20 protein-coding genes and 1 pseudogene are annotated in these 24368 nt (G+C 72.9%); 15 read left to right on the forward strand and 6 right to left on the reverse strand.

The features are described from left to right. Window positions 1-66: 66 nt before the first annotated feature. The 3 genes and pseudogenes from IG02_RS0130145 to nudC form a co-directional block, all read left to right on the forward strand. A pseudogene (locus IG02_RS0130145) lies at window positions 67-3888 on the forward strand (UvrD-helicase domain-containing protein); the annotation flags it as partial. A 205-nt stretch (window positions 3889-4093) separates the two neighbouring features. Continuing rightward, complete coding sequence (locus IG02_RS0130150; protein WP_030754894.1) at window positions 4094-5488, forward strand: dipeptidase; 1395 nt, start codon at window positions 4094-4096, stop codon at window positions 5486-5488. A 97-nt stretch (window positions 5489-5585) separates the two neighbouring features. Continuing rightward, the gene (nudC, locus tag IG02_RS0130155) at window positions 5586-6521 is read left to right on the forward strand and encodes an NAD(+) diphosphatase (protein WP_420707807.1); all 936 of its coding nucleotides are present in this window, start codon (window positions 5586-5588) and stop codon (window positions 6519-6521) included. A 151-nt stretch (window positions 6522-6672) separates the two neighbouring features. Here the strand turns inward: nudC and IG02_RS0130160 are convergent, their stop codons facing one another. Then, window positions 6673-6915, reverse strand: a complete 243-nt coding sequence (locus IG02_RS0130160) for a mycoredoxin (RefSeq protein WP_030754899.1) — start codon at window positions 6913-6915, stop codon at window positions 6673-6675. A 250-nt stretch (window positions 6916-7165) separates the two neighbouring features. Here IG02_RS0130160 and IG02_RS0130165 point away from each other — a divergent pair, with 250 nt between their 5' ends. The 4 genes from IG02_RS0130165 (at window position 7166) to IG02_RS0130180 (ending at window position 10781) form a co-directional block, all read left to right on the forward strand. Beyond that, window positions 7166-9388, forward strand: a complete 2223-nt coding sequence (locus tag IG02_RS0130165) for an ATP-dependent DNA helicase UvrD2 (RefSeq protein WP_030754902.1) — start codon at window positions 7166-7168, stop codon at window positions 9386-9388. 185 nt (window positions 9389-9573) lie between these two features. Beyond that, window positions 9574-9918 carry a hypothetical protein gene (locus tag IG02_RS0130170; protein WP_030754905.1) on the forward strand — a complete coding sequence of 115 codons (345 nt, stop codon included), beginning with the start codon at window positions 9574-9576 and terminating at the stop codon, window positions 9916-9918. A 171-nt stretch (window positions 9919-10089) separates the two neighbouring features. Further along, a complete protein-coding gene (locus tag IG02_RS0130175) occupies window positions 10090-10458 on the forward strand; it encodes a WhiB family transcriptional regulator (RefSeq protein ID WP_030754908.1) in 369 nt (122 codons plus the stop codon). Next, complete coding sequence (locus tag IG02_RS0130180; protein ID WP_030754911.1) at window positions 10455-10781, forward strand: hypothetical protein; 327 nt, start codon at window positions 10455-10457, stop codon at window positions 10779-10781. Before IG02_RS0130175 ends, IG02_RS0130180 begins: the two co-directional genes overlap by 4 nt. An 88-nt stretch (window positions 10782-10869) precedes the next feature. Here IG02_RS0130180 and IG02_RS0130185 read toward each other — a convergent pair whose 3' ends face one another. Both IG02_RS0130185 and IG02_RS0130190 read right to left on the reverse strand, forming a co-directional pair. Next, a complete protein-coding gene (locus IG02_RS0130185; protein WP_030754914.1) occupies window positions 10870-12279 on the reverse strand; it encodes an ABC1 kinase family protein in 1410 nt (469 codons plus the stop codon). A 136-nt stretch (window positions 12280-12415) separates the two neighbouring features. Then, window positions 12416-13576, reverse strand: coding sequence for a TOMM precursor leader peptide-binding protein (locus IG02_RS0130190; RefSeq protein ID WP_030754917.1), 1161 nt, complete (start codon window positions 13574-13576; stop codon window positions 12416-12418). Between the two features lie 226 nt (window positions 13577-13802). Here IG02_RS0130190 and IG02_RS37090 point away from each other — a divergent pair, with 226 nt between their 5' ends. The 4 genes from IG02_RS37090 to IG02_RS0130210 all read left to right on the forward strand — a co-directional run bounded on the left by IG02_RS37090 (window position 13803) and on the right by IG02_RS0130210 (window position 17746). Then, window positions 13803-14435 (forward strand): M48 family metallopeptidase, encoded by a 633-nt coding sequence (locus tag IG02_RS37090; RefSeq protein ID WP_037804687.1) that lies wholly within the window; start codon window positions 13803-13805, stop codon window positions 14433-14435. A 141-nt stretch (window positions 14436-14576) separates the two neighbouring features. Then, window positions 14577-16274, forward strand: coding sequence for a TerD family protein (locus tag IG02_RS0130200; protein ID WP_030754923.1), 1698 nt, complete (start codon window positions 14577-14579; stop codon window positions 16272-16274). Window positions 16275-16287: 13 nt separating this feature from the next. Beyond that, window positions 16288-16968 carry an AIM24 family protein gene (locus IG02_RS0130205; protein ID WP_030754927.1) on the forward strand — a complete coding sequence of 227 codons (681 nt, stop codon included), beginning with the start codon at window positions 16288-16290 and terminating at the stop codon, window positions 16966-16968. A gap of 19 nt (window positions 16969-16987) precedes the next feature. Beyond that, on the forward strand, window positions 16988-17746 hold the full coding sequence (locus IG02_RS0130210; protein WP_030754930.1) for an AIM24 family protein: 759 nt from the start codon (window positions 16988-16990) through the stop codon (window positions 17744-17746). Between the two features lie 178 nt (window positions 17747-17924). Here IG02_RS0130210 and IG02_RS0130215 read toward each other — a convergent pair whose 3' ends face one another. After that, on the reverse strand, window positions 17925-18467 hold the full coding sequence (locus tag IG02_RS0130215) for an NUDIX hydrolase (RefSeq protein ID WP_030754933.1): 543 nt from the start codon (window positions 18465-18467) through the stop codon (window positions 17925-17927). Further along, window positions 18464-19975, reverse strand: a complete 1512-nt coding sequence (locus IG02_RS0130220; RefSeq protein WP_030754935.1) for a zinc-dependent metalloprotease — start codon at window positions 19973-19975, stop codon at window positions 18464-18466. Before IG02_RS0130220 ends, IG02_RS0130215 begins: the two co-directional genes overlap by 4 nt. Window positions 19976-20374: 399 nt before the next feature. Between IG02_RS0130220 and IG02_RS0130225 the strand changes: the two genes are divergently transcribed. The 4 genes from IG02_RS0130225 to IG02_RS0130240 all read left to right on the forward strand — a co-directional run bounded on the left by IG02_RS0130225 (window position 20375) and on the right by IG02_RS0130240 (window position 23667). After that, window positions 20375-21487 (forward strand): SDR family oxidoreductase, encoded by a 1113-nt coding sequence (locus tag IG02_RS0130225; protein ID WP_030754939.1) that lies wholly within the window; start codon window positions 20375-20377, stop codon window positions 21485-21487. Window positions 21488-21604: 117 nt separating this feature from the next. Beyond that, window positions 21605-22063, forward strand: a complete 459-nt coding sequence (locus IG02_RS0130230) for a molybdenum cofactor biosynthesis protein MoaE (protein WP_030754942.1) — start codon at window positions 21605-21607, stop codon at window positions 22061-22063. Between the two features lie 235 nt (window positions 22064-22298). After that, window positions 22299-22481, forward strand: coding sequence for a hypothetical protein (locus tag IG02_RS0130235; RefSeq protein ID WP_030754945.1), 183 nt, complete (start codon window positions 22299-22301; stop codon window positions 22479-22481). Between the two features lie 97 nt (window positions 22482-22578). Then, window positions 22579-23667 carry a PDZ domain-containing protein gene (locus IG02_RS0130240; protein WP_030754948.1) on the forward strand — a complete coding sequence of 363 codons (1089 nt, stop codon included), beginning with the start codon at window positions 22579-22581 and terminating at the stop codon, window positions 23665-23667. Between the two features lie 106 nt (window positions 23668-23773). Here the strand turns inward: IG02_RS0130240 and IG02_RS0130245 are convergent, their stop codons facing one another. Further along, the gene (locus tag IG02_RS0130245; protein WP_078854951.1) at window positions 23774-24346 is read right to left on the reverse strand and encodes a PPA1309 family protein; all 573 of its coding nucleotides are present in this window, start codon (window positions 24344-24346) and stop codon (window positions 23774-23776) included. Window positions 24347-24368 lie beyond the last annotated feature (22 nt).

A 24368-nucleotide genomic window follows, 5' to 3' on the forward strand; every position in this document is an offset into this window, starting at 1 on the left:
CGGGTCCCGAGCCCGGGCGATTCCCGGAACCCGCCGGTGTCGGTGGCGGCCGATAGCCTCTCCAGGGTGTCCGCGCATCTCACCGATCCCGAGCAGCTCAAGGAACTCCTCGGGATCCCCTTCACCCCGGAGCAGACGGCCTGCATCACCGCACCGCCCGCCCCGCAGGTCATCGTGGCCGGGGCCGGGTCGGGGAAGACCACGGTGATGGCCGCCCGGGTGGTCTGGCTGGTGGGCAGCGGGCAGGTCGCCCCCGAGCAGGTCCTCGGGCTCACGTTCACCAACAAGGCGGCGGGCGAGCTCGCCGAGCGGGTCCGCACGGCGCTCGTACGGGCCGGGGTCACCGACCCCGACGCCCCGCCGCCGGTCCCCCGTACCGCCCGGGCCGCCATGCCCCCCGCCGGCCGTGCCGCCGGCCCCGACGGTCACCCGAGCCCCGACGGCCAGGCACGTTCCGACGGCCGTCCGCGCCCCGACGGTCACCCAGGCTCCGGCAGCCGTCCGCATACCGGCAGCCGTCCGCATCCCGACGGCCATTCGCACGGCCATTCGCACCCCGACGGCGACGCGCCCGGCGAGCCCAGCATCTCCACGTACCACGCCTTCGCGGGCCGGCTGCTCACCGACCACGGCCTGCGCATCGGGCTCGAACCGACCGCCAGGCTCCTCGCCGACGCCACCCGCTTCCAGCTCGCCGCCCGCGTCCTGCGGGACGCCCCGGGGCCGTACCCCGCCCTCACCAAGACGCTGCCCTCCCTGGTCAGCGACCTGCTCGCGCTCGACGCCGAACTGGCCGAGCACCTCGTGCGGCCCGCGAGGCTCGCGGCGTACGACACGGACCTGCTGCGCGCCCTCGACGGCGCCCCGCTCAGCAACGCCGAGCTGCGCAAGATCCCCGAGACCGCCGCCGCGCGCCGCGAGCTGCTCGACCTCGTCGGGCGGTACCGCGCCGCCAAGAGCGCCCGCGACCTGCTCGACTTCGGCGACCAGATCGCCCTCTCCGCCGAGCTGGCCGCCACCCGGCCGGAGGTCGGAGCCCTTCTGCGCGAGCAGTTCCGGGTCGTCCTGCTCGACGAGTACCAGGACACGTCCGTCGCCCAGCGGCTCCTCCTCTCCGGCCTCTTCGGCGGCGGCACCGGCCACGCCGTCACCGCGGTCGGCGACCCCTGCCAGGCGATCTACGGCTGGCGCGGCGCTTCCGTGGCCAACCTGGACGACTTCCCCGAGCACTTCCCGCACGCCGACGGCACCCCCGCCGCCCGCTTCGCCCTCAGCGAGAACCGCCGCAGCGGCGGCCGCCTCCTCGACCTCGCCAACGGCCTCGCCGAGCCGCTGCGCGCCATGCACGAAGGCGTCGAGGCGCTGCGCCCCGCACCCGGCGCCGAGCGCGACGGCACGGTCCGCTGCGCGCTGCTGACCACCCAGGCGGAGGAGATCGACTGGCTCGCCGACTCGATCGCCCACCTGGTCCGTACGGGCAAGGAGCCGGGCGAGATCGCCGTCCTGTGCCGCACGGCCGGGGACTTCCCGCAGATCCAGGGCGCGCTGGTGGCCCGTGACGTGCCCGTCGAGGTCGTCGGCCTGTCCGGACTGCTCCACCTCCCGGAGGTCGCCGACCTCGTCGCCGTGTGCGAGGTGCTCCAGGACCCGGGGGCCAACGCCTCCCTCGTACGGCTCCTCACCGGCCCCCGCTGGCGCATCGGCCCGCGCGACCTGGCCCTGCTGGGCCGCCGGGCGCGGCTGCTGGTCCACCGCGAGACGGGCCCGGACACGGCCGGTGACCTCGCCGCCCGGCTCGCCGCCGCCGTCGAGGGCACCGACCCGGCCGAGGTCGTCTCGCTCGCCGACGCCCTGGACACCTTCCTGGACCCGTCGAGCGCCCCGGAGGACGGGCTGCCGTTCTCCGCCGCCGCGCGCGTACGGTTCGCCCGCCTCGCGGCCGAGCTGCGCGACCTGCGCAGGTCGCTGGCCGACCCGCTGATGGACGTGCTGCACCGCGTGCTGGCCACCACCGGCCTGGAGGTCGAGCTGTCCGCCTCCCCGCACGCGCTGGCCGCCCGGCGCAGGGAGACGCTGAACAACTTCCTCGACATCGCCGCCTCCTTCGCCGCGCTCGACGGGGAGGCCGGCCTGCTCGCCTTCCTCGGCTTCCTGCGCACGGCCGCGCAGTACGAGAAGGGCCTGGACAACGCGCTGCCGGGCGGCGAGAACACGGTGAAGGTCCTCACCGCCCACAAGTCCAAGGGCCTGGAGTGGGACGTCGTCGCCGTCCCGGGCCTGGTCGCCGGGCAGTTCCCGAGCGGCCGGGCGCGCGAGGCGTGGACCTCCCAGCCGAAGGTTCTCCCGCACGCGCTGCGCGGGGACGCCCCGACGCTGCCGGAGATCACCTCCTGGGACGCGAAGGGGCTCAAGTCCTTCAAGGCCGCCATGAAGGAGCACCAGCACACCGAGGAGCTGCGCCTGGGCTACGTCACCCTCACCCGCCCGCGCACCCTGCTGCTCGGCTCGGGCCACTGGTGGGGCCCCAGCCAGAAGCGTCCCCGGGGCCCGTCGGACTTCCTGCACGCCCTGTACGCCCACTGCGCGGCCGGGTACGGAGAGATCGAGGCATGGGCGGACGCGCCGGACGAGACGGACGAGAACCCGTCCCTGGGCGCGGAGACGACGTCCCACCCCTGGCCGCTCCCGCTCGACGAGGAGTCCTTGGAACGCCGCCGCGCGGCGGCGGACACGGTCCTGGCACACCTGGAGGCGTTCCGGACGGGCGAGGCGGACGCGGCGGCGGCCGACCCGGAGCCCGACCTGGAGCCGGAGCCGGAGCCGGAACCCGACCCGGAGCCCGAGCCGGATGCCGGCCAGTACGACCCGTCCGGCCAGTACGACCCGTCCGGCCAGTACGACCCGTCCGACCTGGCCGACTGGGACGCCTGGGACACCGCTCGCCCGGCAGCCCACCCCCGTACGACCACGTCGACCCCGCTCCCCGACCTCGGCCCGGGCGGCCCTCGCCCTCCCGGGGAGGAGCACCACCCCCGCGAGGAGCACCACCCCGGAGAGGAGTCGGCCGCCGGGGCCGGTCCGCGCGTCCCCGGCCCCCGTGGCGCCCCGGACGCCGCTCCTGGACCGTCCGCCGTGGACCCACGCCGGACCGCTCCGCACCCACGCCGGACCGCCGCGGACCCGAGCCTCACCCCCGAGGAGGCGCGCACGCTCGCTTCCTGGGACCGGGACCTCGACGCCCTCGCCGGCGAGCTGCGGCGCGCCCGCGCGACCGTACGGGACGTGCTCGTGCCGCCGTCCCTGACCGCCTCACAGCTGCTGCGGCTGGCCGCCGACCCCGACGGCTTCGCCCAGGAACTGGCCCGGCCCATGCCGCGCCCGCCGCACCCCGCGGCCCGTCGGGGCACCCGGTTCCACGCCTGGGTGGAGTCCCGGTTCGAGGAGCTGCCGCTGCCCATGCTCGGCCCCGACGAGCTGCCCGGCGGCGCGGAGGACGAGCCGGAGATCGCCGACGAGCGTGACCTGGCGGAGCTCAAGGCCGCCTTCGAACGCACGGCGTACGCCCGGCGCACGCCGTACCGCGTCGAGGAGCCGTTCCACCTGACCCTCGCGGGCCGGCTCGTCCGGGGGCGCATGGACGCGGTCTACCGCCGGGCGGAGACGGACCCGGACACCGGCGAGGAGACGTACACGTACGAGATCGTCGACTGGAAGACCGGTCGCCCGCACACCGCCGACCCCCTCCAGCTGGCCGTCTACCGGCTGGCCTGGGCCGAGCAGCACGGCCTCCCGCTGTCATCGGTCGCGGCCGTGTTCCTCCATGTCCGCACCGGAGAGGTCGTCCGCCCCGACCGCCTCCCGGGCCGGGCGGAGCTGGAAAGCATCCTCACGGGCGCGTCTTCCGATCACCAGGCCACCCTCGGTCACCAGGCCATCCTCGATCAGCCCGCCGACGGTTCCCGGGCCGGTCAGGACGACGCCCATACCGGCAGGGACGCCCACGACGGCGCCGAGAGCGATGATCTACCCACGGACGAGGGATCCCCGCGACCGGCGGACAAGACCGCTCGCCGACCCCGTTAGGCTCGATGTCATGAGCGACACTCCGGACAGCGTCGTCCACACGTACATCCAGGCCCACCGCGGGACCTTCCTCGACGACCTCGCGGAGTGGCTGCGCATCCCGTCCGTGTCCGCGCAGCCCGACCACGACGCTGACGTGCGGCGCAGTGCCGACTGGCTCACAGCGAAGCTCAAGGAGACCGGCTTCCCCGTCACCGAGATCTGGGACACACCCGGCGCCCCCGCCGTCTTCGCCGAGTGGCCCTCCGCCGATCCGGACGCCCCGACCGTGCTGGTCTACGGCCACCACGACGTGCAGCCCGCCGCCCGTGCGGACGGCTGGCTCACCGACCCCTTCGAACCGGTCGTGCGCGACGGCCGGATATACGCGCGGGGCGCCGCCGACGACAAGGGACAGGTGTTCTTCCACACCCTGGGGGTACGGGCGCACCTCGCCGCGACCGGCCGCACCACCCCCGCCGTCCATCTGAAACTCCTGGTGGAGGGCGAGGAGGAGTCCGGCTCGCCGCACTTCCGCGCCCTGACCGAGCGGTACGCCCACCGGCTGGCCGCCGACGCGGTGATCGTCTCCGACACCGGCATGTGGTCCGAGGACACCCCGACCGTCTGTACCGGCATGCGCGGGCTCGTCGAGTGCGAGATCGACCTCCGGGGACCCGACCAGGACATCCACTCCGGCTCCTTCGGCGGGGCCGTGCCCAACCCGGCCACCGTCGCCGCCCGCCTGGCCGCGGCCCTGCACGACGAGGACGAGCGGGTCACCGTCCCCGGCTTCTACGACGGCGTGGCCGACCTGTCCGCCGCCGAGCGCGCGCTGATCGCCGAGCTGCCGTTCGACGAGTCGGAGTGGCTGCGGACCGCGAAGTCGCACGCCACTCTCGGCGAGGCGGGGTACAGCACCCTGGAGCGCGTCTGGGCCCGGCCCACCGCCGAGGTCAACGGCATCGGCGGCGGCTACCAGGGCCCCGGCGGCAAGACGGTCATTCCCTCGTCCGCTGTGCTGAAGCTCTCGTTCCGGCTGGTCGCGGGCCAGCGGCCGGAGAGCGTCGAGCGGTCCGTACGGGAATGGGCCGGGGCCCGCGTCCCGGCCGGGATCCGGCACAAGATCACCTTCGCCGGGGCCACCCGCCCCTGTCTGACCCCGCTGGACCACCCCGCGCTCCAGTCCGTCGCCCGTTCCATGGGCCGCGCGTTCGGGCGGCCGGTCGGCTTCACCCGCGAGGGCGGTTCGGGACCGGCCGCCGACCTCCAGGACGTGCTCGGGGCGCCGGTGCTCTTCCTGGGGATCTCCGTACCGTCCGACGGATGGCACGCGCCGAACGAGAAGGTCGACGTGGACCTGCTGCTCAAAGGTGTGGAGACCACCGCCTACCTCTGGGGCGACCTTGCCACCGCGCTCCGCTGACGAGCCCTTACCCGGGGCTCCCGGGGACTGCCCCGCCGAACACCTTGCTGAACCGAATCCCGAGCACCCGGGGGAGTTGGAAGTACCTGTGACCACCATCGACAGCGACGCCACCGCACACCGTCCCATCGGCCTCACGGCCCCCAGCGGGATCGACCGTGCGGCGCACCACCGCCTCGACGAGGCGTGGCTGGCGGCGGCCTGGAGCCACCCCACCACCCGGGTCTTCGTGGTGTCGGGCGGGCAGGTGCTGGTCGACGACGCCCCCGACGGCCGTACGGAACTGGTGATGACGCCCTCCTTCGAGGCACCCCTCACCGAGACCCACCGCTACTTCCTCGGCACGGACGAGGAAGGCGTGCGCTACTTCGCGCTCCAGAAGGACTCGCTCCCCGGCCGCATGGACCAGTCTGCGCGGCCGGCCGGCCTGCGCGAGGCCGGGACGCTGCTCTCGGCGCGCGACGCGGGCCTGATGGCGCACGCCGTGGCCCTGGAGAACTGGCAGCGGCTGCACCGCTTCTGCTCGCGCTGCGGTGAGCGCACGGTGATCGCGGCAGCCGGTCACATCCGCCGCTGCCAGGCCTGCGGCGCCGAACACTACCCCCGGACCGACCCCGCCGTGATCATGCTCGTCACGGACGAGGAGGACCGCGCCCTGCTCGGCCGGCAGGTCCACTGGCCCAAGGGCCGGTTCTCCACCCTGGCGGGCTTCGTGGAGCCGGGCGAGTCGATCGAGCAGTCGGTCGTCCGCGAGGTCTTCGAGGAGGCGGGGGTGACGGTCGGCGAGGTCGAGTACATCGCCAGCCAGCCCTGGCCGTTCCCGTCCAGCCTGATGCTGGGATTCATGGCCCGCGCCACGTCGTCCCGGATCACCGTGGACGGCGAGGAGATCGAGGAGGCGCGCTGGTTCTCGCGCGAGGACCTGCGCGGCGCGATCGAGTCGGGCGAGATCCTGCCCCCGGCGGGCATCTCGATCGCCGCACGCCTGGTGGAACTCTGGTACGGCAAGCCCCTCCCGAAGCCCGCGCCCTGATCCTCGCGCCCCGACCGCCGCCCGGGCGGCGGTCGCCGGGCCCCGCACAGCACGAAGCCCCTGCCGGCCGCCGGAACTCGAGCGGCCGACAGGGGCTTCCCCCTGCTGTCGCGCCGGGGCGCGCCCCGGCGTACCGACGCGACGGCGTCGGTCAGGCGCCGAGCGTCTGCTTCACCTGCGCGAGCGACGGGTTCGTCAGCGTCGTACCGTCTGGAAAGAGCACGGTCGGCACGGTCTGGTTGCCGCCGTTCGCCTTCTCGACGAAGGCCGCCGACTCCGGGTCCTGCTCGATGTTGATCTCGGTGTACGCGATGCCTTCGCGGTCCATCTGGCCCTTGAGCCGACGGCAGTATCCGCACCATGTGGTGCTGTACATCGTCACAGTGCCCGGCATGGTCGTATGCGCTCCTCTGGTATCGGTCTCGCCCTGTGCGCCGGACGCCGCATCCGTCCTTCGGATACGGCGTACGCCGCCCGCGCTCTGTCGAACGTACGTGACCCGGCGGTCATTCCCGACGGCGGGCGGACGCCGGCCCGGCCCCCGGGCAGGCACCTCGGCGGCTCCCGAAATGTTCATATGACCGATATGGCTGCCCTGTGGACAACCGCCGCACGCGTCCCGAGCGACCTGGCAGCATGGCGGGGTGACAGCAGCAACGCACTCCTCACTGTTCCCGCTCGACTCCGGCGGCGGCCGGTCCGGCGACGGTCAGATCGTGGCTCCGCCGCGCGACGCCGACGCGGTGCTCGACGGGCTCGACCCCGAGCAGCGCGAGGTGGCCACCTCGCTGCGCGGCCCGGTGTGTGTGCTGGCCGGGGCCGGCACGGGCAAGACGCGCGCCATCACCCACCGGATCGCCTACGGGGTGCGCGCGGGGATACTCCAGCCCGCGAGTGTCCTGGCCGTCACGTTCACCAACCGCGCGGCGGGCGAGATGCGCGGGCGGCTGCGGCAGCTCGGCGCGGGCGGCGTGCAGGCGCGCACGTTCCACGCGGCGGCGCTGCGCCAGCTCCAGTTCTTCTGGCCCAAGGCGGTGGGCGGTGACCTGCCCCGGCTGCTGGACCGCAAGGCGCAGCTGGTCGCCGAGGCCGCGGCCCGCTGCCGGGTCCGGCTGGACCGCAACGAGCTGCGGGACGTCACCAGCGAGATCGAGTGGGCGAAGGTCACGCAGACGGTGCCCGCCGACTATCCGGCCGTGGTGGCGAAATCCCACCGCGACGCCCCGCGCGACCCGGCCGAGACCGCCCAGATCTACGGCACGTACGAACAGCTCAAGCGCGACCGCTCCGTGATCGACTTCGAGGACGTGCTGCTGCTCACGGTCGGCATCCTCCAGGACCGGCACGACATCGCCGATCAGGTACGGCGCCAGTACCAGCACTTCGTGGTGGACGAGTACCAGGACGTCAGCCCGCTCCAGCAGCGGCTGCTCGACCTGTGGCTGGGGGAGCGGGAGAGCCTGTGCGTCGTCGGCGACGCCAGCCAGACGATCTACTCCTTCACCGGGGCCACCCCCGACCACCTGCTGAACTTCCGCACCCGCCATCCGAACGCCACGGTGGTGAAGCTCGTCCGGGACTACCGCTCCACACCGCAGGTGGTCCGGCTGGCCAACGGGCTGCTCGCCCAGGCGCGCGGCCGGGCCGCCGAACACCGCCTGGAGCTGGTCTCCCAGCGCGACCCGGGTCCCGATCCGGTCTGTACGGAGTACGGGGACGAGCCCGCGGAGGCGGAGGGCACGGCCCGTCGGATCCGGGATCTGATCGCCGCCGGCGTGCCGGCCGGTGAGATCGCCGTGCTCTACCGCGTCAACGCCCAGTCGGAGGTCTACGAGCAGGCACTCGCGGATGCCGGGGTGCCGTATCAGCTGCGCGGTGCCGAGCGCTTCTTCGAGCGGCAGGAGGTACGGGAGGCGGGCGCGGCCCTGCGCGGGGCGGCCCGGTTCGGGGGGAACGACGCGCTGCTGGACGACGTGGAGGAGCTGCCCGCCCAGGTGCGGGCCGTGCTCTCCACGAAGGGCTGGACGCCGGAGCCCCCGGCGGGCTCCGGCGCGGTGCGGGACCGCTGGGAGTCCCTGGCCGCCCTCGTCCGTCTCGCCGAGGACTTCGTCCGGGCCAAGCCGACGGCGACGCTGGCCGATCTGGTGGCCGAGCTGGACGAACGTGCCGCCGCCCAGCACGCGCCGACCGTCCAGGGCGTCACCCTCGCTTCCCTGCACGCGGCGAAGGGGCTGGAGTGGGACGCCGTGTTCCTGGTGGGGCTCACCGACGGCATGATGCCGATCACCTACGCCAGGACCGAGGAGCAGATCGAGGAGGAGCGCCGCCTCCTCTATGTGGGGGTCACCCGTGCGCGGGTGCATCTCTCCCTCTCCTGGGCGCTCTCGCGTGCGCCGGGCGGCAGGGCCTCCCGGCGGCCCACGCCCTTCCTCAACGGGCTGCGCCCGGGGTCCACGGTTCCGGGTGCGCGGGGCGTGGCGGCGGGCATGGGCAGTGCGGTGGAGCGCGGGGGCGGCGCCAGGCGCAGGCAGCGAGGGCCCGCGCGCTGCCGGGTGTGCGGCAAGACGCTCACCGACGCCGGCGAGATGAAGCTCATGCGCTGCGAGGACTGTCCCTCCGACATGGACGAGGCGCTGTACGAGCGGCTGCGGGACTGGCGCGCGACGCAGGCCGAGCGGCTGAGCCAGCCGACCTATTGCGTGTTCACCGACAAGACACTGATGGCCATCGCCGAGGCGGTACCGGCCGACGCGGGTGAGCTGGCGGGCATCTCCGGCGTGGGCCGCCGCAAGCTGGATCGCTTCGGCGCCGACGTTCTGGCCATCTGTGCAGGTGAGGAGGGTGCGGGGCAGGACGGGGACGGCTGATGCGAACTCGTCGGAAAAATAGTTTGCGCCCGCCCCGCACATCCCCATAGGTTCTTAACCGACGGAAACGACGGCTTCTCGAAAGCCTCGTTTCCGTGCTGTACTGACCGAAGCGGTACGGCAACCAGATTACGCGCGACTGGCCTTCGGGCCGGTCCCCGAGACGCCGAGAGGAGGCGATTCCAGTGATCAGCATCAACAGCAGCTTCATCAGCACCGTCAAAATGACCGATCGCTCGGTCGTCTCCGCATGCACGCTCGGCTTCTCCGGTTGCGAGCTCATCGCCAGTGGTCTGTCCGGCGTCCCCGCCGCACGTCCCGCTGCCGCCCTGTCGGGTCTGCCCGTCCGGGAGCGCGCCCTCGTGGAGCGCGGCAATGAGCGACCGACCAAGGCACTGGAAGCAGGAGTAGCGGCGGCACAGGCCCTGGCCTATGCCTTTGCGGCGACCGGTGCCGAAACGAAGCAGCAGACGCAGCACCACTCGATGTGGGCCTTCCGTGGGCTCGAACCCTGGAGTGATCCAGCCTGATCCATGATCAGGCCGGCGCCTTCAGGGCCGCGGAACCCCACCCGGGATCCGCGGCCCTTCTGTTTGTCCCGAACGGGAGAGACGGAGCGAAGGAGCCTCGGAACAAGCACCGCCCGGTACCAGCCGAGAGCCGGCCAACAGGCCGGACCGAACAGACGAGGAACGACACCCGTGCAACTCGAAGCGCACGCCCCGTCCGTACCGCCTTCCGAATCGATCGACCCGCCCGGCTCCACGGAGGACTCCACCTTGACCCCGCTCACCGCGCTCACCGCGCTCGACGACGCCATCGAGAACCTCGGCGTCCCGGTTCCCTGTCGGGCCTACGACCCGGAGGTCTTCTTCGCCGAGTCCCCGGCCGACGTCGAGTACGCGAAGTCGCTCTGCCGTACCTGCCCGCTGGTCGAGGCATGCCTCGCCGGCGCCAAGGAGCGGCGTGAGCCGTGGGGCGTCTGGGGTGGCGAGCTCTTCATCCAGGGGGTGGTCGTGGCCCGCAAGCGGCCGCGTGGCCGTCCGCGCAAGAACCCGGTCACGGCATGAGCCTCATCGCCGGAACCATCGACCGTCCCTTCACGCACGATCCCAAGAAGCAGGCTCCGATGACCTCTTCCCCGAGCGAGCCCCATGGCTCCGCCACCCCGGCAGTCACCACCACGGACGCGAACGACTCGCGTCAGAACAGGACCCGCGAAATGCAACTCATCCCAGAAGCCCTGGCTCGTGCGCATATGGAGCAGCGCATCCGCGAGGCCGACGCGGAGCGCCGGGCGGTACGTCTGGTCGCCGCGCGGCGGATGCAGCGCCGGGCCGAGCGCGTGTCGCTGCGCGCCCGCCGCGCGCTGGCCATGGCGGTCATGCAGTGATCAGGTCAGGTCCGGCCGGACCTGACCCCGTCCGAGAGCCCGCCCCTCGGGCCCGGCCCTGACGGGCGGGGCCCGGCGGGCCGTCGCTTCACCCCGCGGGGGCCGGTCCTGTACCAGGGCCGGCCCCCGCCGCCATGGCCTCCCCGTCGTCCGGCTCCCCCGCGAAACCGGGCAGCCAGTCCTCCAGTTCGTCCCGCAGCCGGACCGTCGCGTTCAGCTGGCACAGCACCCCGATCGTGCTCAGCGTGACGCGGTGGATCAGCAGGTACGACGGCGGCAGATTCAGCTGCTTGCCCAACTGGTAGGCGGGCGACCGGGGATCGGCGATCCGGGCGGCCTGGTCGCGCATCCAGCCACGGGTGAACGTGAACTCCTCCACCGCCGCCGGTTCGATGATCGGCAGCAGGTAGTCCAGCACCGCGTCCGGGTCGAGTTCGATGGACTCCCGGACGAAGCCCTCGCCGCGCAGCCGGTCGTAGACCGCCTCGGCCTCGCCCACCAGCGACATCCGCAGCGCCTCGCCTATCGTCTCCGGCAGTCCGCCCGGCAGCCGGTCCACGGTGCCGAAGTCCAGCACACCGAGGCGGAACTCCCCCGCCGGCCCGTCCTCCTCGGCGTCCCGAGGGGGCAGCAGCCGGAAGTTCCCGGGATGGGGATCGGCGTGCAGCAGGCCCGTGCGCGCCGGGCCCGAGAAGAGGAACCTCGCCAGCAACTGCCCCGCCCGGTCCCGCTCTTCGGCCGAGCCGTCGGAGATCACCTCCGCCAGTGGCACGCCTTCCATCCATTCCGTCACGATCACCTGCTCGCCCTGGTACACGACCTCCGGCACCACGACGTCGGGGTCGTCGGCGAACTCCGCCGCGTGTGCCCGCTGCGCCTCGGCCTCCAGCCCGTAGTCCAGTTCCTCGGCGACCCGGTCCCGCAACTCCGTGATCAGCGGCTTGATGTCCATGCCGGGAATCAGCGGCCCCAGCAGCCGTGCGAACCGGCCGAGCTGGGCCAGGTCCGACAGCAGCGCCTCCCCGGCCCCCGGATACTGCACCTTGACCGCGACCTCGCGCCCGTCGTGCCACACGGCCCGGTGCACCTGCCCGATCGACGCCGCGGCCGACGGCTTGTCGTCGAACTCCAGGAACAGCTCCCGCCACTCCTCGCCCATCCGCTCCGCCAGCACGGCATGGACCGTGCGGACCGGCATCGGAGGGGCGGCCTCCTGAAGTTTGGTGAGGGCCGCCCGGTAGGGGCCGGCGATCTCCTCGGGCAGCGCGGACTCGAAGACGGACAGCGCCTGCCCGAACTTCATCGCACCGCCCTTCAGCTCTCCGAGGACCTTGAAGAGCTGATCGGCCGTGCGCTGCTGCAGCTCCCTGGTGACGATCTCCGCGGACCTTCCGCCGATCCGCTTCCCGAGGCCCCAGGTGGCCCGTCCCGCGAAGCCCAGTGGCAGCGTGGCCAGCTTCGCGGTACGGGTGACCGCCTTCCGGGGAAGATCAGACATAGTGCCCCTCCTAGAGTGCCCCTCCCGGCAAGGTCCGTCCCGTCGTGCCGCTCCTTGACGGGCGAACCTGCCGGTCGCGGCACCGACCTGGACAGCCGTGCCGCGTGTGCCTGACGGCATCCTCCGTCGATGCCGGTTACCCGGCCATTGTGTCCTGTGTCGCCCCCGTTGCCCCGAGGCGCTCCCGGCCCGGGCGCCCGGCCGCTCCGCACGGACAGTCCGGGTGCGGCGCGAGTCGCTCCGCGCGCCAGTCGAGCAGTGGCAGGGACGCCTCCCATCGTGCGCCCGTGCTGGCGGGCAGTTCCCCGTCCAGGAACGACAGGGCGTGCGCGGCGGCCAGCCCCGCCACCGTCGTGGCCAGCCCCAGATCGCAGGCCGGCACGGTCGCCGGACCGTGTCCCGAGCGCCACTGGGCCAGCATCCGGGGCCAGCCCGGATCGCGGTCCGCGCGCGTCCCCGCGAGGCATCCCGCGCAGGCCGTGCCGCCGGGCAGCACCAGCGGCCCCACCACACCCGTGGCCTCGATCACTCCGGCGTACAGATGGGGCGTGCCCGCGCTGACCCAGGGCTCCGCGGCCGCGGGATCGGGGACATAGGCGGCGAAGCCGTCCCGGGGCGCGAGGATCACGAGCGAGAGAGGCGGCTCGCCCTCGCCGGGCGGCTCCGCCCGCCGCGCCCGGTCCGCCGCGGTCCTCGGGGCCGGGCCCGGCGCGCTGTGCCGCACCAGCCGACGGGCCGCCGCGTCTCTGCGCTCGCCGACGGACCGCTGCGGCAGGCCGCCCGGTGACACGTCCCAGGCCTGGGCGTGACCGCCGTCCAGCACGTCGACCCGGCCGACCCCCGACGCGGAGAGCACCGCGGCCAGCGCCGCCCCCACCCGGCCCGCGCCCCGGACCTGGACCCGCAGCGACCGCCGGGCCCCGAGCCGCCGCATCCCCGCCCCGGGCTCCCGGTCGAGGACCGACAGCGAGGCCAGATCGGGCCGCAGCCGCTCCAGGTCCGCCGGCCGCTCCCGCAGCGCTTCGGCCGCCGGGCCGCCTCCGCCCGGGTCATCGATCAGCCCGGCCGCCGTCAGCCGCCGCACCAGTTCGTCGGCCACCGACTCCGGCAGCCCCATGGCCCTGGCCTCCTCCCGTAACAGCGGCAGCCCCCGTGTCCCGTCGAGCAACTGGAGGAAACTGCCCGTGGCCGTGTCCACCGGGCCCACCGTCACCGCGTGCGCGGGCGTGACCCCGAACTGCACGGTCTGCCGCTCCCGCCAGGCGCGCCGCAGCGCGGGCTTCACCGTCGGACGCATGTCGTCCACCCCGTTCCCCGTCGAGTTCGTCGTGCTCCGTCGAGTTCCGTCGTTGATCTCGTGTTGCGCTCTCCTCGATCAGGATGCGGGGGGACGCGCGCTCGCGCCGAAAGTTATCCACAGCGATGGGCGTTAATCGTTCAAATACGGACCGGCAGGGGAGGGAACAAGCTCGAACCATTCCGGAGCCGGGACTTCCCCCGTGCCTACCGGGTAACGTCATGGCGTGTCCGCCGATCCTTCTCCTCGCCTGGCGGGGGAGGCCTCCTCCTCGCGCGCCGAAAACGAGCAGGGCAGCGCGGCCAGGCGCCCGGAGCGCCTCCCGCGCTCCCCGGCGACGAGTGCTGTCGAGGTGCGCCGGAGCGCGCGCCGGAGCAGAACGGTTTCCGCGTACCGCGAGGGTGACCGGACCATCGTGCTCATCCCCGCTCGGATGTCGGAGGCGGAGGAGCGGCGCTGGGTGTCGGTGATGCTCGACAAGCTCGCCGCGCAGGAGAGCAGGCGCCTGCTCGGCGACAGTGAGCTGACCGAGCGCGCCGAGCGGCTCTCCGCCCAGTACTTCGAGGGCCGGGCACGGCCCGTCTCGGTCCGCTGGGTGACCAACCAGAACACCCGCTGGGGCTCGTGCACCCCCGCGGAGGGCAGCATCCGGCTCTCCCACCGGCTCCAGGGCATGCCGGAATACGTCGTCGACTACGTACTCGTCCACGAGCTGGCGCATCTGCTCGTCCCCGGGCACGGACCGCGGTTCTGGCGGCTTCTGGAGGCGTATCCCCGTACCGAGCGGGCCCGTGGCTATCTGGAAGGTGTCGTGGCCGCCGACCGGCTGCCGCACCTGCCCGTCGCCCGCGCCGAATGACGCCGGGTGACGTCCGCAGCCGTCGAATGTGACGGAAGCGGTGATCGTGTACCGAGTGTGTACCGGCTTGGCCTCCCGTCCGGCACAGCCGTTAGCCTGGCGCGACGCGAGCACAATCCGGATGGGGGACGGTCGTTACGCATGGCCAGGGAATTCCAGCGCGGCCACAAGGCCAAGGTCAGTGATCTCACGGCGGGGACGGATCTGTACGTGGGCGTGCAGATTTCCGGACCCGGGCTGACCTTCGACATCAGTTGTTTCGGTCTCGACGCCGACGAACGGCTCTCGGACGACCGCTATTTCGTCTTCTTCAACCAGCCGAAGTCACCTGAAGAATCCATTCAGTTGCTGGGCGCGCAGGCCGGGGACACCGAATCCTTCCGGGTCACGCTGGACCGGGTTCCGGACGCCGTTCACAAGCTCTCGTTCACCGCCGCTCTCGACGGCGCGGGGCAGATGTCCCAGATCGGCCCCGGCTACATCCGGATCGTCGCGGGCGGCGAGGAAGTCGTCCGGTACTCCTTCACCGGCTCGGAGTTCAGCACCGAGCGGGCGGTGATGCTCGGTGACTTCTACCGCAAGGACGTCTGGCGGTTCGCCGCCGTGGGCCAGGGCTTCGACGGCGGGCTGGAAGCGCTCCTGAAGAACTTCGGTGGCGAGGTCGCGGAGGAGGAGCAGCCCGCGCCGCAGCAGGCCGGGGTCCAGCCCCCGGCCTTCGCCCCGCCGGCGCAGAGCACGCCTCCGCCGGCCTTCGGCGTCCCGGCCGCGCCACAGGAGCCCCAGCCTTCGCCACCGCCCCAAGCGCCACAGCCCGCGCCGTCGTTCGGTGCCCCGCCCGCACCTTCCGTGCCCGGCCCGGCGCCCGCCTCGCCCGTGTCCCCGGCCCAGCCCGTGCACGCCGCGCCGACCCTCGCCGCCCCCGTGGCCCCGGCCCCGTCCGGCGGTACGGTCCCGCCGCCCGCGCCCTCCCCGTACGGGCAGCCCCCGCACGGCGCGTACGGACAGCCCGCGCCGGCGGCGTACGGGCAACCGGCCCCGGCGCCGTACGGGCAGCAGCCGCCGGGAGCGTACGGACAGCCCGTCCCGGCCCCCTACGGCCGGCAGCCGCCGGTTCCGCCGCACCAGGGGGCGCCGACGGGCGCCCCGATGGGAGTCCCGCAAGGAGCCCCGCCGGGCGGTGGCGGCCTTCAGGCGGCCCTCCAGCCGTACAAGGAACTGCCCACGGGCCAGCGCTGGACCGCGCAGAACGGCCAGCTCGTCCGGGTCGACCTCGGCACGGACGGCACCCCGGTCCTCGCCCGGCAGGGCAGCATGGTGATGTACCAGGGCAAGGTCGACTTCGGCTACAAGGGAGCGGGATTCACCGGCCGGATCGTCGGCAACGCCACCGGCCAGGAGATGCAGCTGATGCGCTGCACCGGCCGCGGCCAGGTGTTCCTCGCCGAGGAAGGCGCCCACCTGCACCCCGTCGAACTGCAGGGCGACGGCATCTGCGTCTCCGCGGAGAACGTGCTGGCCTTCGACGAGAGCCTGACGTACGAGGTCCGCCGCATCGAGGGCCACGGCATCCCCGGCGGCGCCCTGTTCACCATGCTCTTCCAGGGCACCGGCACCGTCGTGGTCAAGACCCACGGCACCCCCGTGGTGCTGCCCGTCACGCCCACGACCTTCGCCGACAGCAACGCCGTGGTCGCCTGGTCGGCCGCGGCCCAGGTGATCATCTCCAGCCAGGTCAGGCTGCGCCGCAACGCGTACCCGGGCCACAGCGGGGAGACCGTGAACCTCCAGTTCCGGGGAGCCCCCGGCAACTTCATCGTCGTCCAGCCGTACGAGGTCTGAGGGAGCCCGGACCATGAACCAGCAGCTCGCGGGCTACGCCCCGACCCCCGTCGCGGCCCGGATGGAGAACCACGGCCGCGCCATGCTCAAGGTCGCCATGGCCTCGGGCCAGGACCTCTTCGCGCGCACCGGCTCGATGGTCGCCTACGAGGGATTCATCCAGTACGAGCCCAACCCGCCCGCCATCCGGCAACTGGCCTCCCAGTGGGTCACCGGCGAGGGCGCGCCCCTGATGAAGTGCTCCGGTGACGGCCTGCTCTACCTCGCCGACTACGGGGCCGACGTCGTCGTCATCAACCTCGACAACGACGCGATCTCGGTCAACGGCACCAACCTGCTGGCCTGCGACGCCCACCTCCAGTTCGGCGTCGAGCGGGTGAAGGGGCTGGCCAAGTTCACCGGCCAGGGCCTGTGGAACGTGCAGATCGGCGGGACCGGCTGGGTCGCCCTGACCTCGCGCGGCACCCCGGTCGTGGTGGACTGCGGCCGGGGCGAGGACGAGACGTACGTCGACCCGGACGCGCTCGTGGCCTGGTCCCCGACGCTCAAGGTGAAGGGGAAGCGCAGCTTCAAGGCGTCCTCGCTGATCGGCCGGGGCAGCGGGGAGGCCTACCAGATGGCCTTCTCGGGCCAGGGCATCGTCGTCGTACAGCCCAGTGAGGACAGCACCGACCGCCTGCGGGCGCGGGGCTGAGGGGGAGCGGGAACACACCATGCAGAGTCCACTTTTCGCCTACGCGGAACAGCAGTCCCAGGACCGCTACACCATCCAGAACCCGCAGCTGCTGCGGGTCGCCCTGGGCGGTCATGACGACGTCCTCGCCCGCAAGGGCGCCATGGTCGCCTACCAGGGGCTGATCGAGTTCGACGGGGAGTACGAGCCGCACGAGCGGCGCCGCGGCCGGGCGCGCACCGGCGAGGGACTGGACCTGATGCGCTGCTCCGGGCAGGGCACGGTCTACTTCGCCAACCTCGCCCAGTACATCCATGTCGTGGACGTCGACCACGAGGGCCTGACCGTCGACAGCGCCTACGTCCTGGCGCTCGACTCCGGGCTGCACACCGAAGTCATCGCCGTGGACAGCCAGTACGGCATCTCCGGATCCGGCAAGTACCAGCTGAACATCTCCGGCCAGGGGAAGGTCGCGCTGATGACGTCGGGCCTGCCGCTGATGATGCGGGTCACGCCCGACACGTACGTCAGCGCCGACTCGGACGCCGTCGTCGCCTGGTCCGCCTCGCTGCGGGTGCAGATGCAGGCGCAGACGCACTCCGCGAACGTACGGCAGCGGCGCGGCAGCACCGGCGAGGGCTGGGAGCTGAGCTTCCTCGGGGAGGGGTTCGCGCTCGTCCAGCCCAGCGAGGTCATGCCACCGCAGCACGCGGAGATCGGACAGGGGCTGGCCGCGCAGTTCGGGGCGGGCCGGCACGGTGCGCACGGCCAGAACCGGGCCAACGACTGGAGCAGGTGACCCGGGCCCCAGGAGCTCTCCCGACCCTGGCGACGGAACGGGACGACGACACGGGACGAGGACACGCTGTAAGGGGTGGCCGCCCATGGTGGCCGCCCCTTACATCCGCTTACATCCGCGTCGCCCGCGCCCGCGTCGCCCGCGTCGTGTCGTTCCTCGTGCCGGGACGCCTCACGCCTCAGCCGTCGAGCGCCGCGCGCGTACGGTCCACCAGCCGGGCCACCGAGCCGTCGGCGACCCGCGCCACGTCGTCGTAGGGGAACCAGCGCAGGTCCAGGGACTCCTCGCTGATCTCGGCCACCGCGCCGGCGGGCGCCAGCGCCGCGTACTGGACGTCCAGATGCCAGTGGCAGGGCGCCGGGATGGCATGGCGGTCCAGCTGTACGGGGCCGCCGGGCAGCAACGAGAGCCCGTGGATCCCGGATTCCTCGGTGGCCTCCCGCAGCGCCGCGCCCGCCACGGACGCGTCCCCGGGCTCGCAGTGGCCGCCCATCTGGAGCCACATGCCGAGCTTCCTGTGCAGGGTCAGCAGCACCCTGCCCCGCGCCGGGTCGATCACCAGCGCGCTGGCCGTCAGATGTCCGGCGCCGCACGCCTTCCACATGCCGTCGGGGTGGGTGTCGAGATGGTCGAGGTAGACCTCGCGCAGCCGGAGCTGCTCCTCCTCCTGCCGTCCCTCGTACCGCTTCAGTACGAGGACGGCGTCATCGTGCAGGCTCACCGGTCGGTGTCGCCCTTGTCGTCCTTGTCGCCCGCGCTCTCCGGACCCCCGGTGTCGCGGGTGTCCCGCGTGCCGCGCTCGCCCGCGTCGTCCTTCGCCGGACCGGGCTGCGTCGGACCGTCCTTCGCCGGTCCGGGACCGCGGCCGGCGGCCTCTCCGAGCATCTTGTCCAGCTCCGAGAAGTCCGGCTGCTCGTGATGGACGAAGCCGTCCGGGTCGTCCAGGTCCGAGGCCGTCGGCAGCATGTCGGGGTGCTCCCACAGCCGGTCGCGCCCGTCGACGCCGCGCGCGTCCGTGAGCGAGGCCCACAGCCGCGAGGCGTCCCGCAGCCTGCGCGGACGCAGCTGCAGCCCGATCAGCGTGGCGAAGGTCTGCTCGGCCGGGCCGCCGGTGGCCCGCCGCCTGCGCAGCGTCTCGCGCAGCGCGTCCGCCGCCGTGAGCCTGGACTTCGCGGCCTCGTGCACCACCGCGTCCACCCAGCCCTCGACCAGCGCCAGGGCCGTCTCCAGCCGGGCCAGCGCCGCCTTCTGCTCGGGGGTGTCCTCCGGCTGGAACATGCCCTGCTGGAGCGCCTGCTGAAGTTCCTCGGGATGGGTGGGATCGAACTGGCCGACCACGTCCTCCAGCTTGGTCGTGTCGACCTTGATGCCGCGCGCGTACCCCTCGACCGCGCCGAACATGTGGGACCTCAGCCACGGCACATGGGCGAACAGCCGCTGGTGGGCGGCCTCACGCAGCGCCAGGTACAGCCGGATCTCCTCCTTGGGCACCCCGAGGTCGCGGCTGAACCCCTCGATGTTCAGCGGCAGGAGCGCGGCCTTGCCGGCCGGTCCCAGCGGCAGTCCGACGTCGGTCGAACCGACCACCTCACCGGCCAGCACGCCCACCGCGTGACCGATCTGCTGGCCGAACATGGCGCCGCCCATGGAGCGCATCATGCCGATCAGCGGACCCGCCACGGACTGCATCTCCTCGGGCAGCACCTCGCCCATGGCCGTGCCCACGCGCTCGGCGACCGGGTCGACGAGCTGCTGCCACGCGGGCAGCGTCGCCTCGACCCACTCGGCACGGCTCCACGCCACCGCCGTGTTCGCCCCGGAGGGCAGGGAGGTCACGCCGTCGAGCCACAGGTCGGCCAGCCGTACCGCCTCGTCCACCGCGGCGCGGTCGCCGGGCCCGACGCTCGCGTCCTTCGTGCCGTCGGGCGTGCCCTGCGCGACCGTCTGCCGCGCGATCTGCTTGGCCATGTCCCAGTTCACGGGACCGCCCTCATAGCTGAGCATCTGGCCCAGCTGCTGGAAGGCCGCCCCCAGGTCGCTCGGGTTCAGCGAGCCGAACATCGCGGCGAACGGATTGTCCGCGCCGCCCGGGAGCCCGAAACCGAAGGGATTGGCGGGACCGCCCTGGCCACCGGCACCCTGACCACCTCCGGCGGGGTCCTTCTTCTTGCCGTCGCCGTCCTCCGGCTCCTCCGGCGGAAGGCCGAATCCGAATGGGGTGTCACTCACGGGGTTCCTCGGCTCGTAGGGCCACCGGCTTCCTGCCGGTGGCGGCTGCCCACTACACCACCAGCCTAGGCCCTGTGCCCCCGGTCCTCGTGGGCCCGGAACGCCTGGCGGACACACTCGCCCGCGGAGCGTCGGAACCGGCCACGCACCTCCGCGGTACGACGCCGGCTCCGCCGCCTCGCGGGCGCACCCACCGGACGACCCGGGCCCACGAGGACCGGGGCACAGGGCACCCGGGACGCGTGGGCAGCGGTGGCGTCCCGGAAGCCGCCCGCGCCGACACCCGGTCGGCTTCCGGGCTCGGTGCTCCGTCGGCTGCCGGCCTGCGGCAGGATGGACGTCACCTGGTACGTACGCGTCATTCACGTACGTATGGAAGACAACCGCTGGAGACACCTGGTGAGTTCCCGAGATCCGCAGGTTCGCGCAGCGCGAAACCGCTCAACCACGCACCCCTCGCGCGGCCCCGTCGTCGCCGTCACGGGTGCCGCCACGGGCGTGGGCGACCTGCTCACCCGGCGCCTGGCCGAGTCCGAGGAGATCAAGCAGGTCATCGCCATCGACGAGCGCAGAGGGGACGTCTCCGAGGCGCAGTGGCACCTGCTGGACGTCCGGGACCCGGCCATCGCCGAGAAGCTGCGCGGCGTGGACGTCGTGGTGCACCTGGCGCTGGACCTGGATCTGGAGACGGACCCGGCGGCTCGCACCGCCTACAACGTGCGCGGCGCCCAGACCGTGCTCACGGCCGCCGCCGCGGCCGGGGTCCACCGGGTCGTGCTGTGCACCTCGGCCATGGTCTACGGCGCGCTCCCGGACAACGACATCCCGCTCTCCGAGGACGCGGAGCTGCGGGCGACCGCGGAGGCGACCGGGGTCGGCGACCTGCTGGAGATCGAACGCCTGGGCCGCCGCGCGCCCCGCGCGCACCCCGGCCTGAACGTGACCGTCGTACGGCCCGCCATCCTGGTCGGCGGCACGGACACCGCCCTCACCCGCTACTTCGAGTCGCCCCGGCTGCTCGTCGTCGCGGGGTCCCGCCCGACCTGGCAGTTCTGCCATGTCGACGACCTGGTGAGCGCCCTGGAGTACGCCGCGCTGGAAAAGGCCGACGGCGAGTTCGCGGTCGGCTGCGACGGCTGGCTGGAGCAGGAGGAGGTCGAGGAACTCAGCGGGATCCGCCGGATGGAACTGCCGTCCGCCGTCGCCCTCGGAGCCGCGGCCCGGCTGCACCGGATCGGCCTGACCCCGTCGCCGGCCGGCGACCTCGCGTACACGATGCACCCGTGGGTGGTCAGTGTCAGCAGGCTGCACGACGCCGGCTGGCGGCCGCGCTGGACGAACGAGGAGGTCCTCGCGGCGCTCCTGGAGGAGGTGGAGGGCCGGCACACGGTCGCCGGCCGCCGGCTCGGCCGCAAGGACGCCACGGCGGCGGGCGCCGCGGGTGCCACGGTCGCCCTGCTCGGCACGGCCGCGCTGGTACGGCGGGCACGCAAGGCCAGACGAAGGCTGTAGGCCCGGGGCCCGGCAGGGCAGGGGCAGGGGCAGGGAGGGGGCCGACGGCGGCGACGGCGCCCGCGTGTGCCGGGTGCGCGTTCCGGTACGTCGGGGGCGTACGGCACGATGGACCGCATGGTGAACACCCATTCCGGTCCCGGCGAGCAGGCGGCGGACGATCCCATCAGGCTGCTGGCGATCCGCGACACCCCGCTGAGCGTCGACGAGGTCTTCCGTGCGGTGGGAGACGACGCGGCGGGCGGCACGGCGCTCTTCGTCGGCACGGTGCGCGACCACGACGGGGGTGCCGGGGTCGACTCCCTCGGCTACTCCTCCCACCCCTCGGCGGAGGCCGAGCTGCGCCGGGTCGCGGAGAAGGTCGCGGCGGGTTTCCCGGTGCGCGCGATGGCCGCCGTCCACCGAGTGGGCGATCTGGAGGTGGGGGACCTCGCGGTCGTCGTCGCGGTCTCCTGCCCGCACCGGGCGGAGGCGTTCGAGGCGTGCCGGCAGCTGATCGACGACCTCAAGAGCGAGGTCCCGATCTGGAAACACCAGAAATTCTCGGACGGCACAGAAGAGTGGGTGGGCGCGTAGCGCCTCGTTGAGGGGTGGTGGTCGGGTGACGGGTGGGCGGGTGGGCGCGTAGCGCCTCGTTGTGGGCGTCCCGCCTTCGTTGATTCGCCCGTGAGTTGGGGAGGAAACGGAAAGCCTTTCAGCCCCCGTTCGGCCCGATTTGCGTAACCGCCGCCCGGACCGCAGCGTTGGATCGGCAGATGGTTAATCTGCTGATCGGTCAGTTTCAGACGCTCACTGCGCTCCGGAGGTCGGTATGGCCGCACTTGTCTGGTTGCTGATTCCGTTCGTCGCCGCCGTCGGCGCGGCGATATGGGGGAGCTGGGCCGCGAGAGACCGCACGATGGGCGACATAGCCGAGCTCAACGGCTACGCCCGCTTCCGCGACGCGATGGAGAAGGCGCCCTCCGGTTCGGACGTCGGTTCGGACGTCGCCTGACCCGGCCGGTCCGTACGTGGCCGCCGGGGTCCTGCCCCCGGCCCGTACGGACCGGCCCCAGGGGTGTACTGACAGACCCTTCCCGTACTGTCGTTCCATGCCACGCCGCACCGCGACGATGCTCGCCTCCACCCTCGTCCTCATCGCGCTGCTCTGCGCGGGAGTGCTCATCAAGGTGCCGTATTCGGAGATGAGCCCCGGGCCCACCGTGAACACACTGGGCGACGCGGGCGGCGAGCCGGTGCTGCGGATCTCCGGTCACAAGACCTACCCGACCTCCGGTCATCTCAATATGACAACGGTCAGGGTCACCGGCGCGGACTACAACATGAACGTCGCCGAGGCGCTCTACGGCTGGCTCGCGCACGACAACATCGTGGTGCCGCACGAGACCCTCTACCCGGACGGCAAGACGGAAGAGCAGTCCTCGCAGGAGAACGCCGAGGAGTTCAGCCAGTCCCAGGAGAGCGCCAAGGTCGCCGCCCTGAAGGAGCTCGACATCCCGGTGGCCTCGCGTGTCGTCGTCGCCTCCGTCGTCAAGGATGGCCCCGCCGAGGGCACGCTGCACGCCGGCGACGTGATCAAGGCCGTGGACGGGACGGCGGTCAAGGCGCCGCAGGACGTCGCGAAGCTCGTCACGCGGCACAAGCCCGGTCAGGAGGCCGCCTTCACCATCGTCCCGGCCAAGGAGGCGCAGGCCGCGGAGAAGGCGGGCAAGGAGCCGGAGGGCACGGAGGAGGTCACGGTCACCACGAAGAAGTCCGACGAGGGCGACCGGGCGATCGTCGGCATCCAGGCGGGGACCGATCACACCTTCCCGTTCGAGGTGGACATCAAGCTGGCCGACGTCGGAGGCCCGAGCGCGGGGCTGATGTTCGCCCTCGGCATCGTCGACAAGCTGACGCCCGGCTCGCTGACGGGCGGCGCGTTCGTCGCCGGGACGGGCACGATCGACGACGACGGAAGGGTCGGCCCGATCGGTGGCATCCAGATGAAGCTCGTCGGCGCGCGGCAAGCGGGTGCGAAGTACTTCCTCACGCCGGAGGGGAATTGCGCGACAGCCGCCTCGGACACCCCCGCGGGTCTCACGCTGATCAAGGTGAAGACGATCGACGACGCCACGAAGTCACTGGCCAAGGTCCGCGCCGGGGACACGGCCGGCCTGCCGAGCTGCTCGACGGGCTGACCGTGCGGCGCGCGTGCCGGAGGGCGCGGCGCGTGCCCGGCGGACGGACGGCGGGGAAAGGTCCGGACCGCCCGGAGGGTCCGCCCCGGGCCGTCCGGCCCCCGGGTCACTCCTCGAAGGTGGCGGCGAGCGCCTCCGCCAGACCCGGGACCAGGCCGGACCCGGTCAGGACCTCGTTCGGCGAGTCCTTCTCGCGCAGCCGCAGCGCGGATTCCCGGGTGCCGTCACGCAGCACGGCGACCGTCATCCGTACTTCCTGGCGGTCCGGGTGGGCGGAGACCCACTCGGTGAGCGCGGTCTCGTCCAGGCCGTCCGGTACGGACGTCTCGGCGGACGGCGGCAGCATCAGCCGCTCCACCGTCAGCGCGCAGCCCGCCACCGCGCCCGGCCAGGCGATGGTGCCGAGGAACTCGTCCAGCGGTGTGCCGGCGGGGATCTCGTCCTGCTCGATCGGGGTGAGCGGGGCGGTGGCGCCGTCGTCGACGAGGCCTAGCTGGGCCGCCAGCTCCGGTTCGTCGGCGCGCAGCCGTTCGGTGTCGACCAGGGCGAACAGCCGGGCCGGCTGGTCCCAGCCGAGCCCCGACGCGTATTCGTCGATCTCGAGGACCGCCCGGGTCAGCGGACCGGCGGCCATGGGGGTGCCTGATGAGTCTGATGAGGGGGGAGAGACATTGGACATGGTCAATATCCTGCCTCCTTCG

The organism is Streptomyces sp. NRRL F-5135, from assembly GCF_000719775.1.
GTDB lineage: Bacteria > Actinomycetota > Actinomycetes > Streptomycetales > Streptomycetaceae > Streptomyces > Streptomyces hebeiensis.

Bases quoted from the DNA above. Each gene is read 5' to 3' on its own strand.
- IG02_RS0130150 (WP_030754894.1), top strand. From the start codon at position 4,094: ATGAGCGACACTCCGGACAGCGTCGTCCACACGTACATCCAGGCCCAC.
- IG02_RS0130160 (WP_030754899.1), bottom strand. From the start codon at position 6,915: ATGCCGGGCACTGTGACGATGTACAGCACCACATGGTGCGGATACTGC.
- IG02_RS0130180 (WP_030754911.1), top strand. From the start codon at position 10,455: ATGAGCCTCATCGCCGGAACCATCGACCGTCCCTTCACGCACGATCCC.
- IG02_RS0130185 (WP_030754914.1), bottom strand. From the start codon at position 12,279: ATGTCTGATCTTCCCCGGAAGGCGGTCACCCGTACCGCGAAGCTGGCC.
- IG02_RS0130190 (WP_030754917.1), bottom strand. From the start codon at position 13,576: ATGCGTCCGACGGTGAAGCCCGCGCTGCGGCGCGCCTGGCGGGAGCGG.
- IG02_RS0130200 (WP_030754923.1), top strand. From the start codon at position 14,577: ATGGCCAGGGAATTCCAGCGCGGCCACAAGGCCAAGGTCAGTGATCTC.
- IG02_RS0130205 (WP_030754927.1), top strand. From the start codon at position 16,288: ATGAACCAGCAGCTCGCGGGCTACGCCCCGACCCCCGTCGCGGCCCGG.
- IG02_RS0130210 (WP_030754930.1), top strand. From the start codon at position 16,988: ATGCAGAGTCCACTTTTCGCCTACGCGGAACAGCAGTCCCAGGACCGC.
- IG02_RS0130230 (WP_030754942.1), top strand. From the start codon at position 21,605: ATGGTGAACACCCATTCCGGTCCCGGCGAGCAGGCGGCGGACGATCCC.
- IG02_RS0130235 (WP_030754945.1), top strand. From the start codon at position 22,299: ATGGCCGCACTTGTCTGGTTGCTGATTCCGTTCGTCGCCGCCGTCGGC.
- IG02_RS0130240 (WP_030754948.1), top strand. From the start codon at position 22,579: ATGCCACGCCGCACCGCGACGATGCTCGCCTCCACCCTCGTCCTCATC.
- IG02_RS0130245 (WP_078854951.1), bottom strand. From the start codon at position 24,346: ATGTCCAATGTCTCTCCCCCCTCATCAGACTCATCAGGCACCCCCATG.